21 protein-coding genes are annotated in these 23,631 nt (G+C 37.3%); 14 read left to right on the top strand and 7 right to left on the bottom strand.

The features are described from left to right. The first annotated feature begins 5 nt into the window (after nt 1-5). Nucleotides 6-263, top strand: coding sequence for a CsbA family protein (locus tag MKX39_RS04660; RefSeq protein WP_093537322.1), 258 nt, complete (start codon nt 6-8; stop codon nt 261-263). A gap of 45 nt (nt 264-308) precedes the next feature. Here the strand turns inward: MKX39_RS04660 and MKX39_RS04665 are convergent, their stop codons facing one another. Both MKX39_RS04665 and MKX39_RS04670 read right to left on the bottom strand, forming a co-directional pair. Then, on the bottom strand, nt 309-617 hold the full coding sequence (locus MKX39_RS04665) for an AzlD domain-containing protein (RefSeq protein WP_340768578.1): 309 nt from the start codon (nt 615-617) through the stop codon (nt 309-311). A gap of 4 nt (nt 618-621) precedes the next feature. Further along, complete coding sequence (locus tag MKX39_RS04670) at nt 622-1,329, bottom strand: AzlC family ABC transporter permease (RefSeq protein ID WP_340768579.1); 708 nt, start codon at nt 1,327-1,329, stop codon at nt 622-624. A 110-nt stretch (nt 1,330-1,439) separates the two neighbouring features. Between MKX39_RS04670 and MKX39_RS04675 the strand changes: the two genes are divergently transcribed. The 9 genes from MKX39_RS04675 to MKX39_RS04715 all read left to right on the top strand — a co-directional run bounded on the left by MKX39_RS04675 (nt 1,440) and on the right by MKX39_RS04715 (nt 14,682). Further along, nucleotides 1,440-2,081 carry a TVP38/TMEM64 family protein gene (locus MKX39_RS04675; RefSeq protein ID WP_093537324.1) on the top strand — a complete coding sequence of 214 codons (642 nt, stop codon included), beginning with the start codon at nt 1,440-1,442 and terminating at the stop codon, nt 2,079-2,081. 1 nt (nt 2,082) lies between these two features. After that, nucleotides 2,083-2,625, top strand: coding sequence for a signal peptidase I (gene lepB / locus MKX39_RS04680; protein WP_340771339.1), 543 nt, complete (start codon nt 2,083-2,085; stop codon nt 2,623-2,625). A gap of 332 nt (nt 2,626-2,957) precedes the next feature. Further along, a complete protein-coding gene (gene addB, locus MKX39_RS04685) occupies nt 2,958-6,452 on the top strand; it encodes a helicase-exonuclease AddAB subunit AddB (RefSeq protein ID WP_340768580.1) in 3,495 nt (1,164 codons plus the stop codon). Further along, the gene (gene addA, locus MKX39_RS04690) at nt 6,439-10,152 is read left to right on the top strand and encodes a helicase-exonuclease AddAB subunit AddA (protein ID WP_340768582.1); all 3,714 of its coding nucleotides are present in this window, start codon (nt 6,439-6,441) and stop codon (nt 10,150-10,152) included. The genes addB and addA overlap by 14 nt, the downstream gene beginning before the upstream one ends. An 11-nt stretch (nt 10,153-10,163) precedes the next feature. After that, nucleotides 10,164-11,327: a DUF418 domain-containing protein gene (locus tag MKX39_RS04695; RefSeq protein ID WP_340768584.1), complete on the top strand. Its 1,164-nt coding sequence runs from the start codon at nt 10,164-10,166 to the stop codon at nt 11,325-11,327. A gap of 77 nt (nt 11,328-11,404) precedes the next feature. Then, nucleotides 11,405-12,301, top strand: a complete 897-nt coding sequence (locus MKX39_RS04700) for a fumarylacetoacetate hydrolase family protein (RefSeq protein WP_340768586.1) — start codon at nt 11,405-11,407, stop codon at nt 12,299-12,301. A gap of 54 nt (nt 12,302-12,355) precedes the next feature. Beyond that, on the top strand, nt 12,356-12,718 hold the full coding sequence (locus tag MKX39_RS04705) for a YisL family protein (protein ID WP_093537330.1): 363 nt from the start codon (nt 12,356-12,358) through the stop codon (nt 12,716-12,718). 88 nt (nt 12,719-12,806) lie between these two features. After that, on the top strand, nt 12,807-12,968 hold the full coding sequence (locus tag MKX39_RS04710) for a hypothetical protein (RefSeq protein ID WP_175496271.1): 162 nt from the start codon (nt 12,807-12,809) through the stop codon (nt 12,966-12,968). Nucleotides 12,969-13,236: 268 nt separating this feature from the next. Then, nucleotides 13,237-14,682 (top strand): alpha-amylase family glycosyl hydrolase, encoded by a 1,446-nt coding sequence (locus MKX39_RS04715; protein WP_340768588.1) that lies wholly within the window; start codon nt 13,237-13,239, stop codon nt 14,680-14,682. A gap of 60 nt (nt 14,683-14,742) precedes the next feature. Here MKX39_RS04715 and MKX39_RS04720 read toward each other — a convergent pair whose 3' ends face one another. The 3 genes from MKX39_RS04720 to MKX39_RS04730 form a co-directional block, all read right to left on the bottom strand. Then, nucleotides 14,743-15,252 (bottom strand): DUF3231 family protein, encoded by a 510-nt coding sequence (locus tag MKX39_RS04720; RefSeq protein WP_093537332.1) that lies wholly within the window; start codon nt 15,250-15,252, stop codon nt 14,743-14,745. 124 nt (nt 15,253-15,376) lie between these two features. Beyond that, entirely contained in the window at nt 15,377-16,228 is an 852-nt protein-coding gene (locus MKX39_RS04725; protein WP_093537333.1) for a DegV family protein, read from the bottom strand. Between the two features lie 164 nt (nt 16,229-16,392). Continuing rightward, nucleotides 16,393-17,205, bottom strand: coding sequence for a Cof-type HAD-IIB family hydrolase (locus tag MKX39_RS04730; protein ID WP_093537334.1), 813 nt, complete (start codon nt 17,203-17,205; stop codon nt 16,393-16,395). Between the two features lie 131 nt (nt 17,206-17,336). Here MKX39_RS04730 and MKX39_RS04735 point away from each other — a divergent pair, with 131 nt between their 5' ends. Both MKX39_RS04735 and MKX39_RS04740 read left to right on the top strand, forming a co-directional pair. Then, entirely contained in the window at nt 17,337-18,095 is a 759-nt protein-coding gene (locus tag MKX39_RS04735; protein WP_340768589.1) for a prolyl oligopeptidase family serine peptidase, read from the top strand. A gap of 66 nt (nt 18,096-18,161) precedes the next feature. Continuing rightward, nucleotides 18,162-18,482 (top strand): metal-sulfur cluster assembly factor, encoded by a 321-nt coding sequence (locus MKX39_RS04740; protein WP_093537336.1) that lies wholly within the window; start codon nt 18,162-18,164, stop codon nt 18,480-18,482. 146 nt (nt 18,483-18,628) lie between these two features. Here the strand turns inward: MKX39_RS04740 and MKX39_RS04745 are convergent, their stop codons facing one another. Further along, on the bottom strand, nt 18,629-19,324 hold the full coding sequence (locus MKX39_RS04745) for a Crp/Fnr family transcriptional regulator (protein ID WP_340768591.1): 696 nt from the start codon (nt 19,322-19,324) through the stop codon (nt 18,629-18,631). Between the two features lie 184 nt (nt 19,325-19,508). Between MKX39_RS04745 and MKX39_RS04750 the strand changes: the two genes are divergently transcribed. Continuing rightward, nucleotides 19,509-21,644, top strand: a complete 2,136-nt coding sequence (locus MKX39_RS04750; RefSeq protein WP_340768592.1) for an ATP-dependent Clp protease ATP-binding subunit — start codon at nt 19,509-19,511, stop codon at nt 21,642-21,644. Between the two features lie 674 nt (nt 21,645-22,318). Here MKX39_RS04750 and MKX39_RS04755 read toward each other — a convergent pair. After that, the gene (locus MKX39_RS04755; protein ID WP_340761764.1) at nt 22,319-22,507 is read right to left on the bottom strand and encodes a YjzD family protein; all 189 of its coding nucleotides are present in this window, start codon (nt 22,505-22,507) and stop codon (nt 22,319-22,321) included. Between the two features lie 164 nt (nt 22,508-22,671). On the opposite strand from MKX39_RS04755, the gene MKX39_RS04760 reads away from it, so the two are divergent. Beyond that, nucleotides 22,672-23,607 (top strand): beta-ketoacyl-ACP synthase III, encoded by a 936-nt coding sequence (locus tag MKX39_RS04760; protein ID WP_340761765.1) that lies wholly within the window; start codon nt 22,672-22,674, stop codon nt 23,605-23,607. The last annotated feature ends 24 nt before the right edge of the window (nt 23,608-23,631 follow it).

Here is a 23,631-nt window from a genome sequence, read left to right on the forward strand (position 1 = left end):
AAGCTATGGAATCACTATCAATCACAACTCAAATAATATTGGCTATTTTTGCTCCGGGATTAATGGTCGTGTTATTTACACGTATCACTTTCAATCATTATGTTGCGCTAGTATTAACCGTAGCATTATTCGCAGCATCGGTCTACGCAGGCTATACACATAGATGGTGGATTTATGTGATTGACGCTGCATCCCTTACATTAGGATTTTGGTATAGTACCAATATGAAAACTAGTAATAATAAAGAAAATCCGCCTCTGTAAAGAGAGCGGATTTTTTGTTCTAAAAACTATGTACAAACAAACGGATTAAAATAATAAGCTATATACAGCTAAAACTCCAATTGTTCCAAGAACTACAATCATTACATTTGAAAATAGAAAAGCTAAACTAAACGCTACGGCTGCTCCTATTAAGCCAAATAAAAGATTGTCTTGTTGGACATATAAAATAGCCGGGAATATTAAAGCTCCTAATACTGCATAAGGAATATTACGCAATACGCCCGATACGACTGGAGGCAATTCTTTCCCTTCTAAAAAGGTAAGAGGAAATGTCCTTGGAATATATGTCACCAGTGCCATCCCAAGCAAAGTCCACCAATACCACATCCCCATTTTGTTACGCCCCTTTCGGTAAGTTTTTCCCTCTTTTTGCATAAATGACTTCAATTAAAATAGAAGATACCAATGTAGCAACTAAGATGGACCAACCAGTTGATAATAGCCCGGTCCAATAAAAGAAACCGTTAATTACTGCAGCTACAAGCGCAAGCATTACCACTTTACGATTTCCACGCATGGATGGAACAAGCAATCCAACAAACATCGCATTCAAAGCAATGGACATTGCTGCTTGTAAAAATGCCGGGAGATTTGCACCAATGACATGTCCAACTGCGGTAAATATAACCCAGCTGCTATATGCAATTACAGCTACGCCAAAAGCAAAGGGAGTAGCTATTTTACTTTCTTTTTGTGTAGCTAATACTGAGAAACTCTCATCTGTAATACCAAAAGCATAAATCCCTTTGACCCATCTTTTTTCACTTTGCATCTTTTCATTAAGTGCAGCCGTCATTAAGAAGTGACGAATATTAACGACAAATGTATTTAAAACGATTAAAATAGGGTCAACCCCTTTTGAAATAAGTGTGAGGGACATATATTGAGCTGCTCCTGCATAAACAAAAATACTCATCGCGGTTGCTTCCCAAATAGATAGTCCGGTCGTCTTTGCTAGCAAGCCAAATGTCAGTGCAACTGGAAAGTAACCGATCGCTATACTGACTCCAGCTTTCAAACCCGATAAAAACGAATTTTTATTCACAAAATGTTCACCACCTAAATGCATAATCATCAAATTATACTATAATTAGAGAGTTTTATGTACAGCAAAAATGGGAATAGTATAAATATACATATTTGGAGGAGAGCCAAATGCCGGAATGGTTTTCATTAGAAACTTTAACTAACTTAACACATGATTATCGAGCACTTGGACCGCTAATTGGTATCTTATTACCTTTTTTGGAAGCCTTTCTTCCATTTTTACCTTTAGTCGTTTTCATAGTAGCAAACGTCAATGCCTATGGATTATTGTTTGGATTTTTAATATCCTGGATAGGGTCTGTAGCTGGTTCCTATGCAGTATTCCTAGTCATCCGAAAATATGGACGAGCTCGCGCATTAGGTTTTATTACAAGACATATTAAAATTCAAAAATTAATAAAATGGGTAGAGCGAAATGGATTTGGACCACTCTTTTTACTCGTTTGTTTTCCATTTACACCTTCTGCTCTAGTTAATATTGTTGCAGGTCTTTCAGATATGAAGAAAAACACATATTTCTGGACACTGGCATTAGGTAAACTCATTATGATTTTCGTTGTTAGTTTTATTGGATCTGACATCAAAGCATTAATCACTCAACCAATTAGAACCGCTATTGTTATTTTGGTAATTGCTATACTATGGTTTGTAGGTAAGGCAATTGAAAAGAGATTAAATAAAAAAGTAGAGGCTGATTTTAGATTGATCAGCAGCGAACGAAAAAACAAAAGAGGAGAAAGTCTTGAATAATGTGAAAAAAGAAATATGGGAATGGTTGGCAGCACTTGTAATAGGTATTTTAATCGTGACACTTGTCAAAGTATTCCTCGTGACAAATTATGAAGTAGTGGGTCAGTCAATGATGCCCACATTAAACGATAAAGATAAGGTAATAGTTAGTAAAATGACAGAAGTTAAACGCATGGATATTGTGATCTTCCATGGTGATCAGCAAGAAGATTATGTAAAACGTGTAATTGGTCTGCCAGGTGATACGATTACCTATGAGAATGATGAGTTGTTTATAAACAATAAAAGAATAAAAGAACCTTATTTGCAGTCTTATAGTGCGTTCAATAATCCAAATGAGAACTTTACAGGTGATTTTGAATTAGAGGAACTAACAGGAAGTCAAAGGGTTCCGTCTGGAAAGTTATTTGTTCTAGGCGATAATCGTATTTCTAGTATGGATAGTCGATATTTCTATTTTGTAGATACTGAAGAAATTGTTGGTACGGTAAAAGCACGCTACTGGCCAATATCACAAGCTACATCCCAATTTTATTCCGAATAATTTCCCTCTCTGTAGTATGTTTTGTACAATAGAGATAGGAGATTATTCGGTTTTTTAATATTCCACAAAATATTGGATAACTCTAACATTCACAAAAATTATATTCAGCATACTAAGCAAATTAATAGATTGTTCCTAGAAGGATATGTTGCTTTACGCTACATATGAACCTTCAGGAAGTCGTTAAAGCTCCTTCATCCAGGATTATTTATCCGTCCTGAGAGGTAAATGAGCACCGAGAGCAAGTAACGAATAGCAGTGCAAGTAACCAGTAAAAAGGTTGAGATTTCATTATAAGATATTAACTCACTAGAAAGGAGATTGAAAACCCAATGTCGCTACGAATAGTCAGTGGCCGATCAGGCTCTGGAAAAACAACTTTTATCCACGAAGAAATAATCACAGCTCTACAAAAAGCTCCTATAGGAGACCCAATATTCTACATAGTACCTGACCAGATGTCCTTTTCCAGTGAATATGACCTTGCAGCCGAATCTGGACTACCTGGGCTAATAAGAGCACAAGTAACGACATTTAAACGACTAGCATGGCGCGTTCTCCAAGAAACAGGAGGAATAGCTAAAGAAGAAATAAGTGGCTTCGGTTACCGAATGCTCATTCGTAGCCTACTTGAAAACCACAAAGACGAATTTACACTATTTAAACGAGCAGCAACCAAAAGAGGATTCACCGATCAAATTGAAGTGCTACTAAAAGAGTTTAGTAGATACTGTATGGATTATTCCACAATGGCAAATGCCCTAAACAATTTAGAAAATGTAAATGCACCCAAAACACTTATTGATAAATCCTCTGATATCATGCTGATGCTTGAAAAGGTTGAGCAAAAATTAGGCGTTAGCTACATTGACGGAGAAGGATACTTAACCTTATTAGCGAATAAAATAAAAGACTCTAGCCTCCTTGCAAATACAGATTTATATATAGATGGGTTTACTTCATTTACGCCGAGAGAATTAGAGATTATCGAGCAATTAATGAAACAAGTAAAACGTATTACCGTTGCCCTTCCTATGGAATCATTACAGGATGCAGTAGACGAACAATCTCTTTTTTATCAGCCTGCCAATACATGTGCAAGATTATTAGAAATAGCGCAGATGGAAAAGGTAGAAATTGAAGAGACTGTACATCAATCTGAACAGAAACGATTTAGGTCACCAGAAATTGCTCATATAGAGGCAAATCTTGATCAGCTTCCTCCTTTGCAAGCAAAATCAGAAGGAAATATTCACATAACGGAAGCAGCCAATCGTCGTGCGGAGATGCATGCTATAGCAAGACACATACGTGAGCTCATGCAACAAAAAAGTATTCGGTTTAACGAAATGGCTATTTTGCATAGAGATGCTGATACATACGAAGGTTTAATCGAGACTATTTTTCCACAGTATGATATACCGTTTTTCATAAGTAAAAAGAAACCGATGTTACATCACCCGCTCATTGAACTTAGTCGAACTATTCTTGAGATAATCCGAACAGACTGGAAGTATGAACCAGTTTTTCGTGCAGTGAAGACGGATTTGTTTTTCCCATTAGATGCTTCTAAAAAAACTTGGAGAGAGCGTGCTGATCGTTTAGAAAATTTTGTGTTGGCATTCGGAATTTATGGAGATAGATGGCTAGATGAGAGACGCTGGGTTTATAAAAAATATCGAGGCTTAGAGTTTTATTCCAAAGTCCAAACAGATGAAGAGAAGAGTATTCAAGCTGATATTCATACAATGAGAGATTTAATCGTCGAACCAATAAAACTTCTTTCCGATCAGCTGAAACAAAGTAGAACTGGTAAGGATTTTGCAATAGCTATTTATACATTTATAGAGGCACTTAACGTATATGAAAAGTTACAAAGCTTAAAGCAAGCGGAAGAAGAAAATGGCCAATTGCTTCTAGCTTCCGAACATGAACAAGTGTGGAACGAATGGGTAAATGTAATAGACCAATTTGTCTTGATGTTTGGTGAAAAGGAAATGTCCTTGGAGGAAGTAGCGAAAATTTTAGACGAGGGTTACGACCAACTTACTTTTTCGGGTATTCCGCCGACGATTGATCAAGTAATAGTTGGAAATGTAGATATTATTCGGCTCACAAATATTAAAGCAGCATTTGTAGTAGGTGTTAACGATGGAGCATATCCAAAACGGATGGACCATGAAGGGTTGCTAACAGATACTGAGCGTGAATGGTTCACGCAAATTGGCTTTGAACTAGCACCTACATCGAAAATGCGTTTAATGGATGAAAACTATTTAATATACAAAGCACTCGTAACAGCATCCCATTTCTTATATGTATCGTATCCGATGGCAGATAACGAAGGGAAAGCATTGTTGCCTTCCTTGTATATAAAAAAACTTCATCAGATGGTAAGCGACTTACCGGTTGAAATAGCTGTTGTGGATCCAAGTGATATGCTCTCGGATGAATTAGACTTAACTTCCATTAGTCATCCACGCCCTACATTACCTTATGTGGTTATGCAACTTCGAGGAGCACTAGCAACAGGTAAGTTAACTGAAGTGTGGCAGTCCGTTTATCAATATTATTTAGAGGATCCATATTGGTCCAAATTATTGAAGAGAATTACAAAGCCATTAATCCATGGCAATAAAACCGAAAGATTAAATGAAGAAATGACTGCTGCTTTATACGGAGAAACAATGATTTCTAGTGTGTCTCGGGTAGAGAAATACTATAGTTGTCCGTTTGCACATTACGCATCCTATGGTCTAAAGCTAGAAGAGCGTGCGGAGTATAGATTAGAAGCGCCACAAATGGGAGACTTATTCCATGCGGCGTTAAAATGGATTGCGGATGAAACGAAGCGTATAGATATACAATGGTCTGATTTAACCCGCCCGCAATGCCACCAGCTTGCTAGACAAGCGGTCGATTATATTGTGCCTGTTTTTGTCCACCAATTGTTATTAAGTACAAACCGCTATCGATACATTCAACGAAAATTGGAACAAATCGTTGCTAATACGTTAATCGCTTTAAGTAGACATTCTAAAGGCTCGGGCTTTGTCCCGATAGCTATAGAAGCAGGGTTTGGTCCTGGAGAGGTATTACCAGCTTTAGAAATTCCATTGAAGCGTAATCGGAAAATGCAATTGCGCGGCCGAATTGACCGTGTAGATGCAGCTAATATTAACGGCAATATGTTTGTTCGAATTGTCGATTATAAATCTTCTAAAAAAGGGATTGATTTGAATGAGGTATACCATGGTATTTCTCTTCAAATGTTAACTTATTTAGATGTCGCTGTTGAAAATGCAGATGTGTGGCTACATGAAGATGCTGATCCAGCAGGAGTTTTATATGTGCATATGCATAATCCATTTATCCAATCACAAAAAGAAATGGAAGAGGAAGAACTTGAGGATGCTATTTATAAATCATATAAAATGAATGGCCTTCTACTTGATGATCCAGAAGTAATTATGGAAATGGACGACCAAATCTCAGGATTTTCAAAGGTTATTCCCGTACGCATGAACAAAGACGGAAACTTATCGAAATCATCGTCCAAAGTAGTAGAACCGGAGCAAATGAGATTACTACAGTCCTTTGTTCGTAAAAAGCATGAACAAGCCGGAAACGGGATGAATGCTGGCGATACTCGAGTATTACCCTATCGAATAAAAGATAAAATGCCATGTAATTATTGCTCGTTCCGTAGTGTTTGCCAATTTGATCCCGCGGATCCCGCACAACAAGTACGTGCATTGAAAGTGGAGCAGCCTGAAATAATAGCTGAAAAAATACGTGAGGAGATGAGTCCACATGAACATTCCTAATATGCCAGCAGAGTTAACATGGACACCTGCACAATGGAAGGCTATCTGGGCAACAGGTGCTGATGTACTTGTATCCGCTGCTGCAGGCTCGGGAAAAACTGCTGTTCTCATCGACCGACTCATACAAAAAGTCATTGCAAAAGAACAGCCGATCAATGTCGATGAGTTACTGGTTGTTACTTTTACTAATGCTTCGGCAGCAGAAATGCGTCATCGTATGGGAGAGGCCCTTGAAAAGGCTATTGCAAATGATCCAACATCGAATCACTTACGAAAGCAACTAAGTCTATTAAACAAAGCACAAATTTCTACATTGCATTCATTTTGTTTAAATATTGTTCGACAATACGCTTATATGCTTACGATAGACCCAGGATTCCGTATTGCAAATGAAACAGAAGCTGCAATTATGCGTGACGATATGTTAGCAGAAGTGCTAGAAGAAGCTTATCATGTCGACAATCCAGAGCCTATGTATCGATTATCGGACAGTTTCACATCCGATCGTGATGATCAATCCATCGAAGTGATGATTGAAAAGCTCTATTCTTATTCACGCGTTCATCCGGAGCCAGAGAAATGGTTACTGGCAATACCCGAAGCATATAATCTTTCGGAAGACATGACTATAGATGAGTTATCCTTTATCGGTTCATTGAAACTTGCGATCATACATCATTTAGAAGAGGCAATCGCCGTAACTGAAGAGATTCGTCGACTTGCAAACGAACCAAATGGGCCAGCACCTCTTGCAGATACTGCGGTAATCGACCAGCAAATGATTCAAGAGGCAGTAGACTTGATGAAAAATAGCTCTTGGCAAAGTGTTTTTCATTATTTCCAGGGCATTAAATGGGGAAGAGCGGCAGCGATAAAAAAAGACTCTTGCGATGAAGGGTTGAAAAACCAAGCGACTAACAAACGTACGAAAGTGAAGAAAATCATCAATGACTTAAAGGATAATTATTTCACTCGAACACCTGAAAGATTGTTAGAGGAAATGCGTTTAATGGCCCCACAGCTGCAAAAACTAGTGGAATTGACTATAGCATATGGGGAACGTTATACCACAGCTAAAAATGAAAAAGGTCTAGTCGACTTTTCAGACTTGGAACATTACGCATTAGATATTCTATCGGAGCAGGGGGAAAATGGTGAACTCATTCCTTCCGAAATAGCGAAGGAATATAAAGCTCGTTTTAAAGAAGTGCTTGTGGATGAATATCAGGATACAAATTTACTACAAGAAACCATTTTACAATTTGTTAAAAGTGGAGATGAAAATACTGGTAATATGTTCATGGTAGGGGATGTAAAGCAATCCATTTATCGTTTCCGTTTAGCGGAGCCAATGCTATTTTTAGGGAAATATCTCGCATTTAACGATCTTCCAATCGATTCAGGTATCAAAATCGATTTAAATGCCAATTTCCGCAGTAGAAAAGAAGTATTGCATGCAACGAACTATATTTTCAGTCAAATTATGGGTGAACAAGTTGGGGAAATTCAATACGATGAAGCAGCTTCGTTAAAACCTGGAGCACCGTATGAAGAAATCGAAACTCCTGTTGAACTGGCACTGTTATATGAAGTGGAGGACGGTAGTGCAGAACCAACTGAAGATGACGAAGAAACAATCGAAGTAATGGCAGAAGAAGAACTTAAAAAGTCACAAGCTGAAGCACGATATATTATTTCAAAAATAGACGAACTGATTCAATCCGAAGCAACTGTCTACGATCCATGGACAAAAACTCATCGACCCGTCCGGTATAGCGATATGGTCATATTAATGCGGTCGATGACATGGTCAGGAGAGGTTACAGAGCAATTTAAAGAAGCGGGTATTCCACTATATGCAGAGCTTTCGAAAGGATATTTTGAAGCAATTGAAGTGCTGATCATGCTACATACGTTGCGTACAATAGATAATCCATATCAAGATATATCACTTGCATCTGTTCTTAGGTCGCCGTTTGTTGGTCTAACAGAATCTGAGCTTGCACTTATCCGATTATCTGCTCCAAAAGAGCCTTTCTACGATGCGATGAAAACCTTTGTGTCTACCGGAGGAGCTGGACTATCATCTGATACTGCTGAGAAGCTGCAAAGATTTTTACTTCAATATGAAGATTGGCGCGATTTAAGTAGGAGAGGCTCACTTGCCGATTTAATATGGCAGATTTACCTAGATACGCATTACTACGAAATAGTAGGTGCGATGCCAAATGGTAAGCAAAGACAAGCAAACCTTCGTATTCTACACGACCGTGCAATCGATTATGAGAAAACTTCTTTTCGTGGGCTGTTCCGCTTTTTACGTTTCATCGATCGTATGCGTAAACGAGGGGATGACTTAGGGGCTGCACGTTCTATAGGAGAAAAGGAAAATGTTGTTCGTTTAATGACTATTCATTCTTCTAAAGGATTGGAATTTCCAGTTGTGTTCTTAGCGGGAATGGGAAGGCCCTTTAACCAAATGGATTTTAATGAAGCTTATTTATTTGACCAATCTTTTGGACTTGCAGTAAAAGCAATTGATCCTGACAAGCGAATTTCTTACACTTCATTGCCATTTTTGTCTATGAAGGAACAAAAGCAAATGGAATTGAAAGCAGAGGAAATGCGAGTTTTATATGTAGCAATGACACGTGCGAAAGAACAATTATTCCTCATTGGGTCTATAAAAGATTTAGCAAAAACGTTAGAAAAATGGGTTGATGCCCAAAATGTTTTGAGTGAAGAAATGTTACCGGGTTATATGCGTGCGAAAGCGAAAGGGTATTTAGACTGGATTGGTCCAGCTTTAGCAAGACATACAAATTTCAGGCAGCTATCGGAAGTAAATGAAGCAAATCTCGTAGATAGCGAATCAAAATGGAAGATTGTTGCTAAATGTGTAGATGATTTAAAGCGCACTGTACAAGAGGAAGAAAAAGAGGCTGTTTTACTTGAGCAGCTAATAGATCCATCAAAAAGTGTTTATTCGCAGGATATTAAGGACCGTTTCGATACACCATATGTCCATGAAATTTCTACTCATAAACGTTCAAAGCAAACAGTTAGTGAGATGAAGAAAATTCAGCAGCTAATGGAACAATCGGACGATGACTATTTTAAAATGTCTGGTCCAACTAATCTAAAAAAAGTTGCAAAGCGTCCTTTCTTCCTGCAGCAGGAAACAGCTTTGACAGGTGCAGAAGCAGGTACTGCGGTCCATGCATTTATGCAAAATGTCGATCTTCAGGAACAAAAAAATGAAGAGCAGGTTCTCCTATTTGCAGAAAGGCTGGAAGAACGTGAAATTTTAACTAAAGCTGAACGAGCTGCTATAAAACCTAAGCAAATGGTTTCCTTCTTCCAGTCAGAAATGGCAGAACGTCTACGAAATGCGAAAGAAATTATGCGAGAATTTCCTTTTACGTATGCATTAGAGGACGCAGATGGAGATAAACAGATTATCCAAGGGGTCGTAGATTGCTTGTTTTTGGAAGAGGATGGTCGTTGGGTTTTATTGGACTATAAAACAGATAAAGTAAAGCATTTAGTTAAGGACGACTCCATATTACAAAAAGAGATGCAACAACGTTATCAGCTGCAATTGTCTCTTTATACACAGGCAATTGAGGCGATATTACAAGTAGAGATAAAAGAAAAAGTACTATACTTATTTGACGTAAATAGAACAGTGTCATTTTAGGGGGAAAAAGCTTGGCTATTAAACCAACAGGAGTCAATGAACGAATTATTTCGATAGATGTCATGAGAGGTTTTGCTCTACTCGGCATATTTGTCGTTAATATGCTATTTTTCCACTCTCCATATATTTATATAAATCCGTATACTTGGTTTCAAAATCCAAGTGATTTTGAAACGTTTAAAATGATTGACATTTTTGTACAAGGAAGTGTATATCCACTGTTTTCCATGTTATTTGGTTACGGTTTGGCTATGCAATTTCTGAAGTCTACGGCTAACGGCGGTCCATTTGCCAAATTTGCCGTTCGACGATTGACTATATTGTTAATAATCGGATGTATTCATGCGTTTCTTATTTGGGCCGGTGATATTTTGATAACTTATGCCCTAGCAGGATTTGTATTAATACTGATGATTAGATTAAAGCCAATTTGGTTACTACTCATTAGTATTTTCTTATTCTTAATACCAAATGGATTACTTTATGGTTTAGTATATTTAGGATCTTTATTAGAGCCAAATGCCACGATTATTTATACTGGCATTCAGGAAATTGAAGCTTCTATTGTTGCATATGGCCAAGGATCATGGGGCGATATTTTCTCTCAACGATTAGCAGACTGGTTATATATGAGTGGAAATGGACTCATCGTCATTTCGATGCTATTTACTATCGTCCCCTTCCTACTACTAGGTGCAGCAGCAGCAAAATGGAAGCTTATCGAAAGAGTAAGAGAATTAAAAGTATATTGGATGATTACAGTGTTAGTAATGTTAATAGTCGGTACAGTTATTAAATGGCTTCCATATTTACTAGAAGCAAACTTATTTACTATGGGTATCCAAGATACTTTTGGAGGACCACTTCAAGCAATAGCCTACGCAGGTATAATTGCATTAGTTTGCTCGATTCCTTTCGCAGCAAAAATACTTTCACCAATTTCGAAGGTTGGTAGAATGTCGATGACGACCTATTTAATGCAATCTATTATTGCGACTACTATTTTTTATGCTTATGGATTCGGATTATACGGGAAAATCGATTTAAGCACAGGAACGTGGATGGCTATAGGGATTTATGCTTTTCAAGTAGTCTTTGCAGAGATTTGGTTTACGAAATTTAAGCAAGGTCCGGTAGAAATGTTATGGAGAAAACTGACTTATTCGAATAATTAGTCGAAAATAGATGAAAATGAAGTTAATTTGTAATAGACTAAGAGATAGATTAAAACTTTTAAGGGAGTGTCCATCAAATGAAACTGTTATCATACCGTTTAAACGACAAAATTTACTTCGGACCAAAAGTAAAAAAAGAAGAGGCAGTATGGGATGTATTACACATTCAGGAGACGCTCCAAGTATTACCCAAATTTCCCACTACTATTATAGATGGAGTAGGTTTAGGGATGGATTTTCTCGAACAAATCCGTAAATTAGTAGAAGCGGCAACAAAGGCTGAACAGCCAAATAACTTCAAACGTTCCTTTACAGAAATAGAGTGGCTTTCACCAATTCCAAGAACACCAAAAAATATTATGGCAATTGGTAAAAACTATGCAGATCATGCAAAAGAAATGGGTGGAACGGCAAGTCAATTTGTTGTATTTACGAAATCTCCCACTTCCATTGCAGCAGATGAGCAAACTCTATCATTACACGCAGATATTACAAATTCCTTCGACTACGAAGGCGAGTTAGCTATTGTAATCGGTAAACAAGGAAAAAATATTCCAGAAAAATTAGCTTATGATTATATATTCGGTTACACAATTGCCAATGACTTAACTGCGCGTGATCTACAAACGAAGCATCAGCAATATTTCTTAGGGAAAAGTCTTGAAGGGTCATGTCCTATGGGGCCTTATGTAGTAACGAAGGATGAGTTACCAAATCCACAGGAGCTAGTTGTTGTGACTAAGGTAAATGATGAGATTCGTCAAAATGGTAAAACTTCCGATATGGTGTTTTCAGTGGAACAAATTATTGCCGAGATTTCTAAGTCTGTTACCCTCGAGCCAGGTGATGTTATATTAACTGGAACACCGGCTGGGGTCGGCAAGGGATTTAATCCACCACGTTACTTAAAATCAGGAGATGTAGTAAAAATATCTATTGAAGGAATAGGTACATTAGTGAACAAATTCGAGTAACATGGTACACTAAATAGGATAGTAGTAAACTACAAGTATATTGAGGTGGAAAAAATGGATTTTCTAGCAAGAACAGATTTACACATTACCACTTGGGTAGTCGCACTAATCCTATTTTTTGTAGCATTAGCGATTGCTAAACCTAAAGTAGTTCATATGATTTTACGTTTGTTCTACATCCTAATCATCATTTCTGGGGTTGCTTTGTTCATCAAGGGCATGGACTTTGGTGAAGGAATGCTTTACGGATTTAAGTTCCTAGCAGGCATATTAGTAATTGGAATGATGGAAATGACTTTAGTGAAAAAGGCAAAAGGGAAACCGTACACAACTTTCTTAGTGTTAGTATTTGTTTTCTTCTTGATCGCACTTTTCCTTGGGTTCAAATTACCAATGGGTATCAACTTTTTAGCATAGGTTTTGGGAAGCTTTCACTTAGTGAAAGCTTCTTTTCATTTTATTGATATTGTGCTATTTTGAGAGAATAAGAGAGGGGGAGCTTTAGGTGGGAATAACATTGCTAATATTAGTCATTGTTCTAATGCTTGTTTTTGTAGGTGCGTCAGTTGTCATTGCAAATCTACAAAAAAACAATACTGATTCTCCTGGTGAACTCCAATCACATATCCTTCAAGAATTTCATAAAATCGAGAAACCACCAGAGTGATTGGTGGTTTTGTTTTTTATAAAAGTGTACTGCGGACAAGGGAATTGGAAAAAGGAACAGATGGTGTTTTCAGCCTATCAACATCTCAAAAAGTCACTCGGTAGTCGTAATGTAAAACATTGTTATAAAGCACTAGAAATACTTTTAGTATAGCTGTCACAGTTTGGACGAAATATAATAGATATTTAATGCTTTAATGGCGAAACAATAGCGATTAAAACAGAGCTTTGTTAAAATGAAATGTATATGCGTCAAAGGAGGATTTACCTTGAAGTTTACAAAATGGATTATAACTGGATTGCTGATGAGTAGTCTTTGCCTTACAACAACTCAGGTGAGCAATGCAGAAACGAATAACTCTATACATAACGAAAGTATTTATGATCTATATGTAGATCGTTACTTCAATAAATTAGGAACGAATGATTATGAGGTCAATCCCAAAGATCCCAATGCATTCGCAGGTGGGGACTTTCTAGGTGTTTTAGAAAAGATGACACATATTAAAGATATGGGTTTCACTACAATCTCTATTGGTCCTGTTTTTTCTACTGAATCTTATGATGGAAAGCGAATCTTGGATTTTGAAGAACTAGAGAGACACTTTGGGACAACGGAAGAATTTAACGAGTTATTAGATGAATCACACAAAAAAGATATGAAGATTATGGTTGAATTTCCTCTAAATAACTTTAGTGACCAACATATTTGGTCAACCGACAACAAAAAGAGTGATTGGGTACTATCAACAGAAAATGGTCAGATGCAATTGGATTTGACTAATAATGATGTACAACAGGCTCTTATTGATACCATCGTAAAATTTGCAGAAACCTACAAAATTGATGGAGTTAAATTGTCAGAGTTGGAGGGAGCGCCAACTGCATTTATTAATGATTTAATCGCTGCAGTAAAAGAAGTTCGTGATCCTATGTATGTCATCGCACTCGAAGAGTCAGAAGCGAATTTTGACTTGGACTATTCAGAACAGCAAATGATAGATTTCGTGGATACTTTCAAAAATACAGATTTACCTTCAGAGTCTATTTCTTCTACAAATGAAGATAGCCTTGTAATGGTGGATAATTTGTTAACAGAGAGAATTACGTATCATAGTGCAGTGGAAAATATGTTTCCGCCTACTCGCATTAAGATGGCAATCGGTACAATTCTTACATTACCGGGAGTACCGTATATGACATATGGTACGGAAATAGCGATGAATGGTCAAAAACCACAAGATAGCCACCAAATCATGAATTTCCGGGTAGATGAAGAGTTAATTGAATACTTAAAGGATATGGCCTCCATTCGCACAAAGTCTGAAGCAATGCGAACTGGTAAAATGGAATTATTAGAAAACAAAGATGGTTATGCAGTATACAAACGTTCTTCGGATGAAGAAACATTTTATGTGGTAGTGAATAATACAAGTGAGACCAAAAGAATAGATCTTTCTAGTGATGAAATCGGTGAAGATAAAGAACTGCTTGGTTTATTTGAATCGGATATAGTCCGTGCTACCGATGATGGTTCTTACCGTTTAGTATTAGATAGAGAGATTGTCGAAGTATATCAAGTTAAAGATGATACAGGACTAAATAGTGCTTATATCGCTGCAATGGTCATTGCTTATCTACTGTTTATGTTATTTTTGATCATTGTTTGGCGTAAAGGGAAACAACGCCGAGTAGATGAAGAAAAAAGTAAATAACTAAAAAAACTGTCCACCTGTATTTACGGGTGAACAGTTTTTTTGTGGGACTGCGAAAAACTATTTTTTACTAGGGAAATTATGAAGAGGTGGAGATACCAACCACCCTTTACTTTTGTTTAAGCGTAGAATTTTTGCACCAATTTGAGTTTTAGCTATATGAAATTGTCCGTAAAGCATAGCAATATCTTCGCGGATACTTTCACCCATTACTTTGCTACATGCTACTAGTCCAGCAGCTGAATCCATGGCTAATGCCGCTCCAATTTCAGGGTCATTAAATCGTGCACCAACCGGAATATCTTCAAGTCGAGCATCTGCGCGAGCAGGGGGTGCAGGTGGTAAACCAACGGAATTTACTTTTAATATCTTCTCAATTTGTTTATTTTCTTCTTCCATAGCTTTATAGCACTCTTCTATCAACTGTTTTAGTTCATCATCACCTGCATGATTATAAAAAGTTTGATATGCGGCGATTAACCCGTTATTAATTACTAAGTTTGACCACAGAGCATATACTTCACCGTAATGTAAAGGTTCTTCTTTTGGATTACCACTCAAAATTCCCATTGTCTCACTCCTAGTTTATATTTTCACAGAATTTCTCCATGTAAATGGTAGTATGTGAAGTAAATGAGAAAGTATTCTCCAAAAAAAATAAGATCTACATAAACTATAGATCTTACTTTAACTTTTATGGTCGTTTATTTAAGAAAAACAGTCCCATTGTTCCTGGACCAACGTGCGCACCAATAGTTGAACCGATGGAATATATTTCAATATTCTTCGGATTGAATCTTTCTACAATCATTTGCTTTAAATCTAGTACTGTCGCTTCATCATCACTATGACAAAGAGCGATTGTCTGTTCACTTATAGTATCTCCTCGTTCATCCATCATATCAAGCATACGCTTCAACACTTTTTTACGTCCACGGATTTTCTCTAAAGGCACGAGCTTGCCTTCTTCTACGTGGAGCAGTGGTTTAATATTAAGTAACCCTCCAACAAATGCGCTCGCTTTAGAAACTCTCCCACCACGTGCTAAATAATCTAAATCCTCCACGGTAAATAAATGTTCCATATGCTCGGCATGAAAATGTGCTTTTTCAATAATTTGAGCCGCATCCATTCCTTCATCACGCAGTCTAACTACTTCTTTAACGACCAAACCATATCCTAGTGATGCACATTGAGTATCGATAATCGTCAGTTTTAAATCTGGATACGTTTCTAATAATTGTTCCCGCATCATCATAGCTGTGCTATAGGTTCCGGAAAGAGCCGATGAAAATGCAATATATAATCCTTCTTCTCCTGACTTTGCAAGATCTTCAAATAAGCGTAAAAATAATTCAGGTGAAACTTGTGAAGTTTTTGGATGCTTCCCTGCACGTATTGCAGCATAAACTTCCGAAGAATCAATACTAATAATATCCTCGTATTCATCTTCCTCAATATGAACTCTAAGTGGTGCTAAAAGAACGTTATTTTCTTCAAAAAAACTCTTAGGTAAATCTGAAGCACTATCAGCAAATATTCTCATTTCCCATCCTCCTGTAACTCTATTTATTTGTATTAATTTCATAATTACTTGTTTCAAATTTAATATAACTTTTGCGTGGCATCATATTTTTAATCATTTTTAGAAATTGTTGATTTTGGTTGTTGGAGGGTAACGTGTCCGCCTGGAGTGAAAAACAGCAGAATCTATTTAGTTAAGTTTAATCTTTCTATTAGGAATTCTGCAATACCATCTTCATTATTCGTTAAAGTTACTTCATTGGCGATGGATTGAAGAGGACTAATTGCATTACCCATAGCTACTCCAACACCAGCATATTCTATCATTTCTAAATCATTATCTTCATCACCAAACGCAATAATACGTTCCTTTGGTATGTTTAAGAACTTGGATACTTGGGAGAGTCCAACCGCCTTATTTAAACCATGGCGTACAATTTCAATAACATCCCAAGGTGCACCCCAACGACGATGATCGATTACTTCCGCGTGAACATCTCTTAAATGCTGGCGTACTAAATCGACCGAGTCTTCTTCTGCGTGGATTAGTAAACTAGTTGGGTCTGTTTTCAAAAGGCTGCGTAAATCTCCGGTAGTTACCTGTGGATTCCCTAATGAAAATGCTGAGAGTATTTTTTCATCGTGATAATGTAAATATACATCATCTAATACCTCCGCGAGCATATTTTTGATGGAATAACCTTCTACCGCTTCAACTACTTGTTTGACAACCTTTAAATCTATCGGTGTATGTACAGTTTTCCATGAGGATCTTCCAGGATGATGAACAAATGCTCCGTTAAAGTTAACAATTGGTGTACTCAAACCGAGCTCTTTATAATACATTTCACTGGATCTATAAGGTCTACCAGTGGCAATCATTACTTCATGTCCCTCATTTTTTGCCTGCTGAAGTATATTTTTAGTTTTTGTTGAAATTACTTTTTCATCGGTCAATAAAGTACCATCTAAATCTAACACGATTAAATGTGGTTTCATAAAAAAAACTCCCTTCTATCTTACTTTAAAGTGTATCGTTTTCAATGAATAACGTCAAAATGTAAAATCAGTCTCTTTGAACTCTTAAGATTACTTTGGTAGAATAATGATAGAAGAAAGGCGGGATAGCAATGATAGTTACTACCGAGGCATGGGGAAACATTCCGTTATTACATATTTTTAAAGAAGAAACAAAAAAGGATGCTTCAATTGTCATCTTTTTACACGGATTTGAAAGTGGAAAAGAGCATAACCTACATTACGCTTACCAACTTGTACAACAAGGCTGTCGCGTCATTTTACCAGATGCACATCTACATGGAGAACGAGATGAAGAATTAGATGAAGTAGAAATAAGTCTTCGTTTTTGGGAAATTGTTTTAACTTCTATCGAAGAAGTTGGGCATATTAAGCTTGAGTTAGAAAAACGAGGCTATTTCACAGGTCAAAAAATTGGTATAGGTGGAACGTCAATGGGTGGTATTACTACTCTAGGTTGTTTAACTGTCTATCCATGGATTGACGCTGCTGCTATTATGATGGGTACGCCTGGTTATGTAGAACTTGCGAAAGGACAAATTGCTTCCGTTGAACAAAAAGGATTCAAAGTACCATTGAATGCGGTTGAACGAAAAAATATGTTCGACACATTAGCTACTTTTGACGCATCAAACTATCCTGATAATCTTATTGAAACGCCATTATTCTTCTGGCATGGAGAAAAGGATCCTGTAGTACCATATGAACCAACTGCCCAATTTATCGCTTCGCTTAGAAAGCGATATGATAAAAAGAATATAGTCTTGATGAACGAGAAGTCAGCGGGACATGCAGTATCACGAAAAGGATTGCTAGCTTCTATGCAGTGGCTTGCGGATAGTTTGGCATAAACTGTTGAGTTTGATATGATTGATATATAGCCTGTTAAGCGGGATAAAATAGAGGAGGTTTTCAATATGAGTCAAGATGAAGAACAAGACATGAAGGATAGTATGATGGCCGCTCTGGAAAATGTTATCGACCCTGAACTAGGCATAGATATTGTCAATTTAGGTTTAGTATATGATGTGCAGTTAGCAGATGAAGATATTGCAAAAGTTACCATGACATTAACATCAATCGGTTGTCCAATGGGTCCACAGATTGTAGATCAAGTAAAAACAGCACTTAGTGAACTACCTGAAGTAAAAGGAACAGATGTGAATGTAGTCTTCAATCCACCATGGTCTAAAGACAATATGTCCCGCTACGCTAAAATAGCACTAGGAATTAGATAATAAAATACATCGAGTAAAAAGTCGAATCATAGTAGATTCGACTTTTTATTATGAAGCTCCACAATAGTGCCCTGAGTTAAACACGATTCCACCTAAGTTTCACCTTCCAAAATCCAAACAAAAAAGCCGCTGAATTAGCTCAGCAGCTAGTCAATTCGACAAATATGCAATGGACAGTTATCACACTCAACTTCTGTGCGTAAAAAAGGTAGATTATGAATTGTAATCATACCATTATCTAACGATAGAACCCTTTTTTTCTTTAAGTCATTTAAAATCCGATTTACAACTTCTCTGCTAGTAGCACAAAAGTTGGCCAACTCTTGATTGGTCAATGCGCGATCTATTAGTATACCACCATCCTCTTGTTTTACCCCATATGTATTTGTTAATCGAATTAATGTGGACAATAACGCACCTTTTTTCCCATGGAGCAATAAATCTCTTAAGCGAGTTTCGTTTTTTAAATTATGCACTTGTAGGATTTGAAGCCATTCTTTCATAAGAGTAGAATCATCCGATAAGTATTTTTCCAATGTAGAACGAGATAATACTAATAAGTGGGTAGGTTCTATTGCATTTGCCGAAACGGAATGATACAAAACTTCGCAAAAAATAGAAGTTTCTCCTATAATCGTATTATTTCCAGTAATTCTCAAAGTTAATATTTTTCCGCTTTCTGTATCCTTACTTATGCGAATGGTACCTGTTTTTACAAGAAAAACATCTTCTGACCTTTCACCTTCTAAAAAAATGGATTGATCTTTATCTACTTTTAAGTTGACTCCATATTGTTCGAATAGTGCATGTATACCTTGTGAATTGGAACTTTGTTCATTCATAATTATTACTTCCTTTCCGATATTCACATTTGTTTTCATATGTGCACTTTCATATATAATAGCATATTTAGGTAATTTACTTAACCAAATATCATGCCATATTTCTTTACAAAGGTTATAGGGAAAACGTATACTTATATTAGTCAAAGAAGGTCAAACTATTTCGCGAGGAGAGGTTTGTAAAATGCAAATGAAACAGCAAGATGAAAAAAGTCCTTTAGAAACGTACGGTAGAAATCTAGTAAATGCAGTCAAAGAGGGGAAAATGGATCCTGTTATTGGGCGTGATCAGGAAATAAGGGATGTTATTCGAATCCTATCGAGAAAAACAAAAAATAATCCTGTATTAATAGGCGAACCAGGGGTAGGGAAAACGGCCATTGTAGAAGGACTAGCCCAGCGAATTGTACGTAAGGATGTACCAGAAGGCTTGAAAGAGAAACAGATTTTTGAGCTTGATATGAGTTCGTTAATCGCTGGTGCAAAATATCGCGGAGAATTTGAAGAACGCCTTCAAGCCGTTTTAAAGCAAGTGAAAGATAGCGAAGGACAAATTATTTTATTCATCGATGAAATTCATACGATAGTTGGCGCAGGGAAATCTGATGGTGCAATGGATGCCGGTAATATGTTGAAACCAATGTTAGCGCGCGGGGAATTGCATTGTATTGGAGCTACAACACTCGATGAATATCGAATGTATATTGAGAAGGACCCAGCACTTGAAAGACGCTTCCAACAAGTAATGGTCAGAGAACCTTCTATAGAAGATACAGTTTCCATTTTACGCGGACTGAAAGAACGCTATGAACTACATCACGGGGTGCGAATCCATGACCGAGCAATTGTAGCAGCGGCAGAGCTTTCAAATCGCTATATAACAGAACGGTTTTTGCCAGACAAAGCAATCGATTTAGTTGATGAGGCTTGCGCGATGATTCGGACAGAAATCGATTCAATGCCGCAGGAACTCGACGAAGTTACAAGAAAAATGATGCAGCTTCAAATTGAAGAACAAGCGTTAATGAAAGAAAAGGATGCCGCAAGTCAAAAAAGACTAGAGCAATTGCGTAAGGATTTAAAAGAATTAGAGACTTCAACAAGTGAAATGCGAACAAAATGGCAGCTAGAAAAAGAGGCTATTCGAGTAATTCAACAAAAACGAGAAGTACTGGATCTCTATCGCCGAGAATTAGAAGAGGCGGAAAATCAATACGATTTAAACTTAGCAGCAGAGCTTCGCCATGGTAAAATTCCCACACTAGAAAAAGAGCTTCAAGTGTATGAAAACCAAGTAAATGAAGATACAGAAACTCGTCTATTACGAGAAGAGGTAACAGCAGACGAAATTGCCTCTATTGTTTCAAGATGGACTGGTATTCCTGTAACAAAGCTGGTAGAGGGAGAAAGAGAAAAGCTTTTACGCTTGAATGAAACATTAGGAGAGCGAGTAGTTGGACAAGATCAAGCTGTCCAGTTAGTGACAGAGGCGGTTTGGCGTGCAAGAGCAGGTATTAAAGATCCTCATAAACCAATTGGATCTTTCTTATTTTTAGGACCTACGGGAGTTGGTAAAACGGAACTTGCTAAATCATTAGCGGCAAATTTATTTGACTCTGAGGAGCATTTTATACGTATTGATATGTCGGAATATATGGAAAAGCACAGTGTTTCTCGTTTGGTTGGAGCACCTCCAGGATATATCGGGTATGAAGAAGGCGGTCAATTAACAGAGGCTGTTCGTAGAAATCCGTATTCAGTCGTGTTGCTCGATGAAATAGAAAAAGCACATCCAGATGTCGCAAATATTTTATTGCAATTGATGGATGATGGACGAATAACAGATAGCCAAGGTAGAATTGTAAACTTTACAAATACAATTGTCATCTTAACTTCTAATATTGGCTCAGGGTACTTAGCAAATACAACTGGGGAAGTATCGGAACAAGATGAAAGCCTTGTGATGAGTGCATTACGTGAACATTTTAAACCAGAATTATTAAATCGCTTAGATGATATTATTATGTTCCATTCCTTAACCACGCATCATTTCATTAAGATTACAGAAAAATATGTGAAACAACTTCAAAGTCGTTTGCATGAACAAGAAATTGAGTTGCAAGTAGATGATTCAGTGATACAGTGGATTGTTGAGGAAGGTACAGATGCAGCTTTTGGTGCAAGACCATTGAAAAGATATATTCAACGTTACTTAGAAACGGCAGTAGCTAAACTGCTAATCGGTGGTACTGTTCTACCTGGCAGTAAGGTAGTTGCTAAAATGGAAGAGGATGAACTGAAAATCATGATGGAAAGTTAATAAAATCACAAATATTAGGAAGAACTACAGGAAAACCAGACAAAAAGACGCGCGGTCCTCAAAAAACAGAAACGTAGAATGCCGTTGATTTCCTCTGCGATCGGGCGCTTTCCGCGGGCACGGCTTCAGCCGCTTCCCTCGCTTACGCTCAGTCCAGGGTCTTCAGCTCGCGCGGTCCCGCTGGAGTCGCCGCTCTGCGCTCCAATCAACTAGACATACTTTATATAAAAGTATAATTGGATTTAAAACCACTTAAATATACTAGTTCTATCTTAAAATAAGTAATGATGAAATAGACTCAAATAAAAGAAAACCCAATCGCCTCTACATGATAAAATAGTATTCCTAACTAGGCAGACGGTTTTATCACTTTATTAACTTTGATTACTCTTATTATCTTAGGGATATACTTTGCCCTATCTCAGAGTGAAGAACTACACTTTATATTGCTTGAAGTTGAAGGTGGCGACTCTTAGCGGGAGAGCTTGAGCTGAAGAACCCGCAGGAGCTTGCGACGAGGAGGCTGAAGCCAAGCCCGCGGAAAAGCGTCCACCTGAAATCGAAATCAGTAGCATTATTCATCTTAAAAGTCCCGTAAAACCAGTGTTCATCTTGTATTTTTATATACTTTCTTTTCTATCACTAAAAAAAGCCTCCCGTGTGGGAAGGCTTTTTTAGTGATGTGCTTTAGCTGTTGGTTCCTCAGGAATGATAGCTGCGATAATTAGAACCATAATTGCAACTGGAATGGACATGATAATACCATTCATGAACACAAATTCAACGTTTTGCACGGAACTTACTACATAATTTAACATTGTAACTAAAACTACTGACCAAAATACTGTCATTATATATTGCATGTAATTTCACCTCAGGCGCTAATTTTATATATATATCATAACATAGCATAGCATATTACAAAAGAATATTTGGCAAAAGGAACTCTGTTGTTGAAAAATGTACATATATTCGTTATTATTAATACCAGGTACTAATAATAGATTATAAGAAAAGAGGAACTTTCATGAATGCGGGAATAATTGGTTTAGGAACATATTCACCTGAGCATGTTTTGACAAATGAAGACCTTGAGAAAAGAATGGATACATCTGATGAATGGATAAGAACAATGACTGGTATAGAAGAACGTAGAATTGCTGGAGAAGAAGAAAATACATCTCATATGGCTGTGAAAGCTGCAAAAGAAGCAATAAAAGACGCAGGAATAACAGCTGATCAAATTGGATTGATACTTGTAGCGACGGTAACACCAGACCGTCCTTTTCCAAGTGTTTCAACAATGATACAGGAACAAATTGGCGCAACAAATGCTGCTGCAATGGACTTGTCGGCTGCTTGTGCAGGTTTTATGTATGGACTTGTTACAGCGAAGCAATTTGTGGAGTCTGATACATATTCCCACGTGCTTGTTGTGGGAGTAGAAAAACTCTCTAAAATTACTAATTGGGAAGATAGAAATACAGCAGTATTATTCGGAGATGGTGCTGGTGCTGCGGTAATTAGTAAAGTGTCAGAAGGACGAGGAATTTTATCTTTTGAACTCGGTGCTGATGGTAGTGGTGGGAAGCATTTATCACAAGAAGGTCCTCATCTTCACATGAATGGACGAGAAGTTTTTAAATTTGCAGTAAGACAAATGGGCGAATCTGCGATTAATGTAATAGAAAAAGCTGGTCTAAACAAAGAAGAAGTGGATATGCTCATTCCACATCAAGCCAATATCCGTATAATGGAATCGTCCAGAGAAAGACTAGGATTACCAATTGAAAAGATGTCTAAAACAATCCATAAATACGGTAATACATCTTCGGCTTCTATCCCATTGTCGTTATATGATGAAGTGATAAATGGCAAAGTAAAAGATGATGATATTATTGTGATGGTTGGCTTTGGTGGAGGATTAACTTGGGGTGCAATTGCATTAAAATGGGGAAAATAAGCGAACAATTTGGAAGGATGAATC

This window comes from Psychrobacillus sp. FSL K6-1464, assembly GCF_038003145.1.
Lineage (GTDB): Bacteria > Bacillota > Bacilli > Bacillales_A > Planococcaceae > Psychrobacillus > Psychrobacillus psychrotolerans.

Excerpts from the sequence above, each read along its gene's own strand:
- MKX39_RS04660 (WP_093537322.1), top strand. The coding sequence starts at position 6 with ATGGAATCACTATCAATCACAACTCAAATAATATTGGCTATTTTTGCT.
- MKX39_RS04665 (WP_340768578.1), bottom strand. The coding sequence starts at position 617 with ATGGGGATGTGGTATTGGTGGACTTTGCTTGGGATGGCACTGGTGACA.
- MKX39_RS04675 (WP_093537324.1), top strand. The coding sequence starts at position 1,440 with ATGCCGGAATGGTTTTCATTAGAAACTTTAACTAACTTAACACATGAT.
- addB (WP_340768580.1), top strand. The coding sequence starts at position 2,958 with ATGTCGCTACGAATAGTCAGTGGCCGATCAGGCTCTGGAAAAACAACT.
- addA (WP_340768582.1), top strand. The coding sequence starts at position 6,439 with ATGAACATTCCTAATATGCCAGCAGAGTTAACATGGACACCTGCACAA.
- MKX39_RS04700 (WP_340768586.1), top strand. The coding sequence starts at position 11,405 with ATGAAACTGTTATCATACCGTTTAAACGACAAAATTTACTTCGGACCA.
- MKX39_RS04705 (WP_093537330.1), top strand. The coding sequence starts at position 12,356 with ATGGATTTTCTAGCAAGAACAGATTTACACATTACCACTTGGGTAGTC.
- MKX39_RS04720 (WP_093537332.1), bottom strand. The coding sequence starts at position 15,252 with ATGGGAATTTTGAGTGGTAATCCAAAAGAAGAACCTTTACATTACGGT.
- MKX39_RS04725 (WP_093537333.1), bottom strand. The coding sequence starts at position 16,228 with ATGAGAATATTTGCTGATAGTGCTTCAGATTTACCTAAGAGTTTTTTT.
- MKX39_RS04730 (WP_093537334.1), bottom strand. The coding sequence starts at position 17,205 with ATGAAACCACATTTAATCGTGTTAGATTTAGATGGTACTTTATTGACC.
- MKX39_RS04735 (WP_340768589.1), top strand. The coding sequence starts at position 17,337 with ATGATAGTTACTACCGAGGCATGGGGAAACATTCCGTTATTACATATT.
- MKX39_RS04740 (WP_093537336.1), top strand. The coding sequence starts at position 18,162 with ATGAGTCAAGATGAAGAACAAGACATGAAGGATAGTATGATGGCCGCT.
- MKX39_RS04745 (WP_340768591.1), bottom strand. The coding sequence starts at position 19,324 with ATGAATGAACAAAGTTCCAATTCACAAGGTATACATGCACTATTCGAA.
- MKX39_RS04750 (WP_340768592.1), top strand. The coding sequence starts at position 19,509 with ATGCAAATGAAACAGCAAGATGAAAAAAGTCCTTTAGAAACGTACGGT.
- MKX39_RS04755 (WP_340761764.1), bottom strand. The coding sequence starts at position 22,507 with ATGCAATATATAATGACAGTATTTTGGTCAGTAGTTTTAGTTACAATG.
- MKX39_RS04760 (WP_340761765.1), top strand. The coding sequence starts at position 22,672 with ATGAATGCGGGAATAATTGGTTTAGGAACATATTCACCTGAGCATGTT.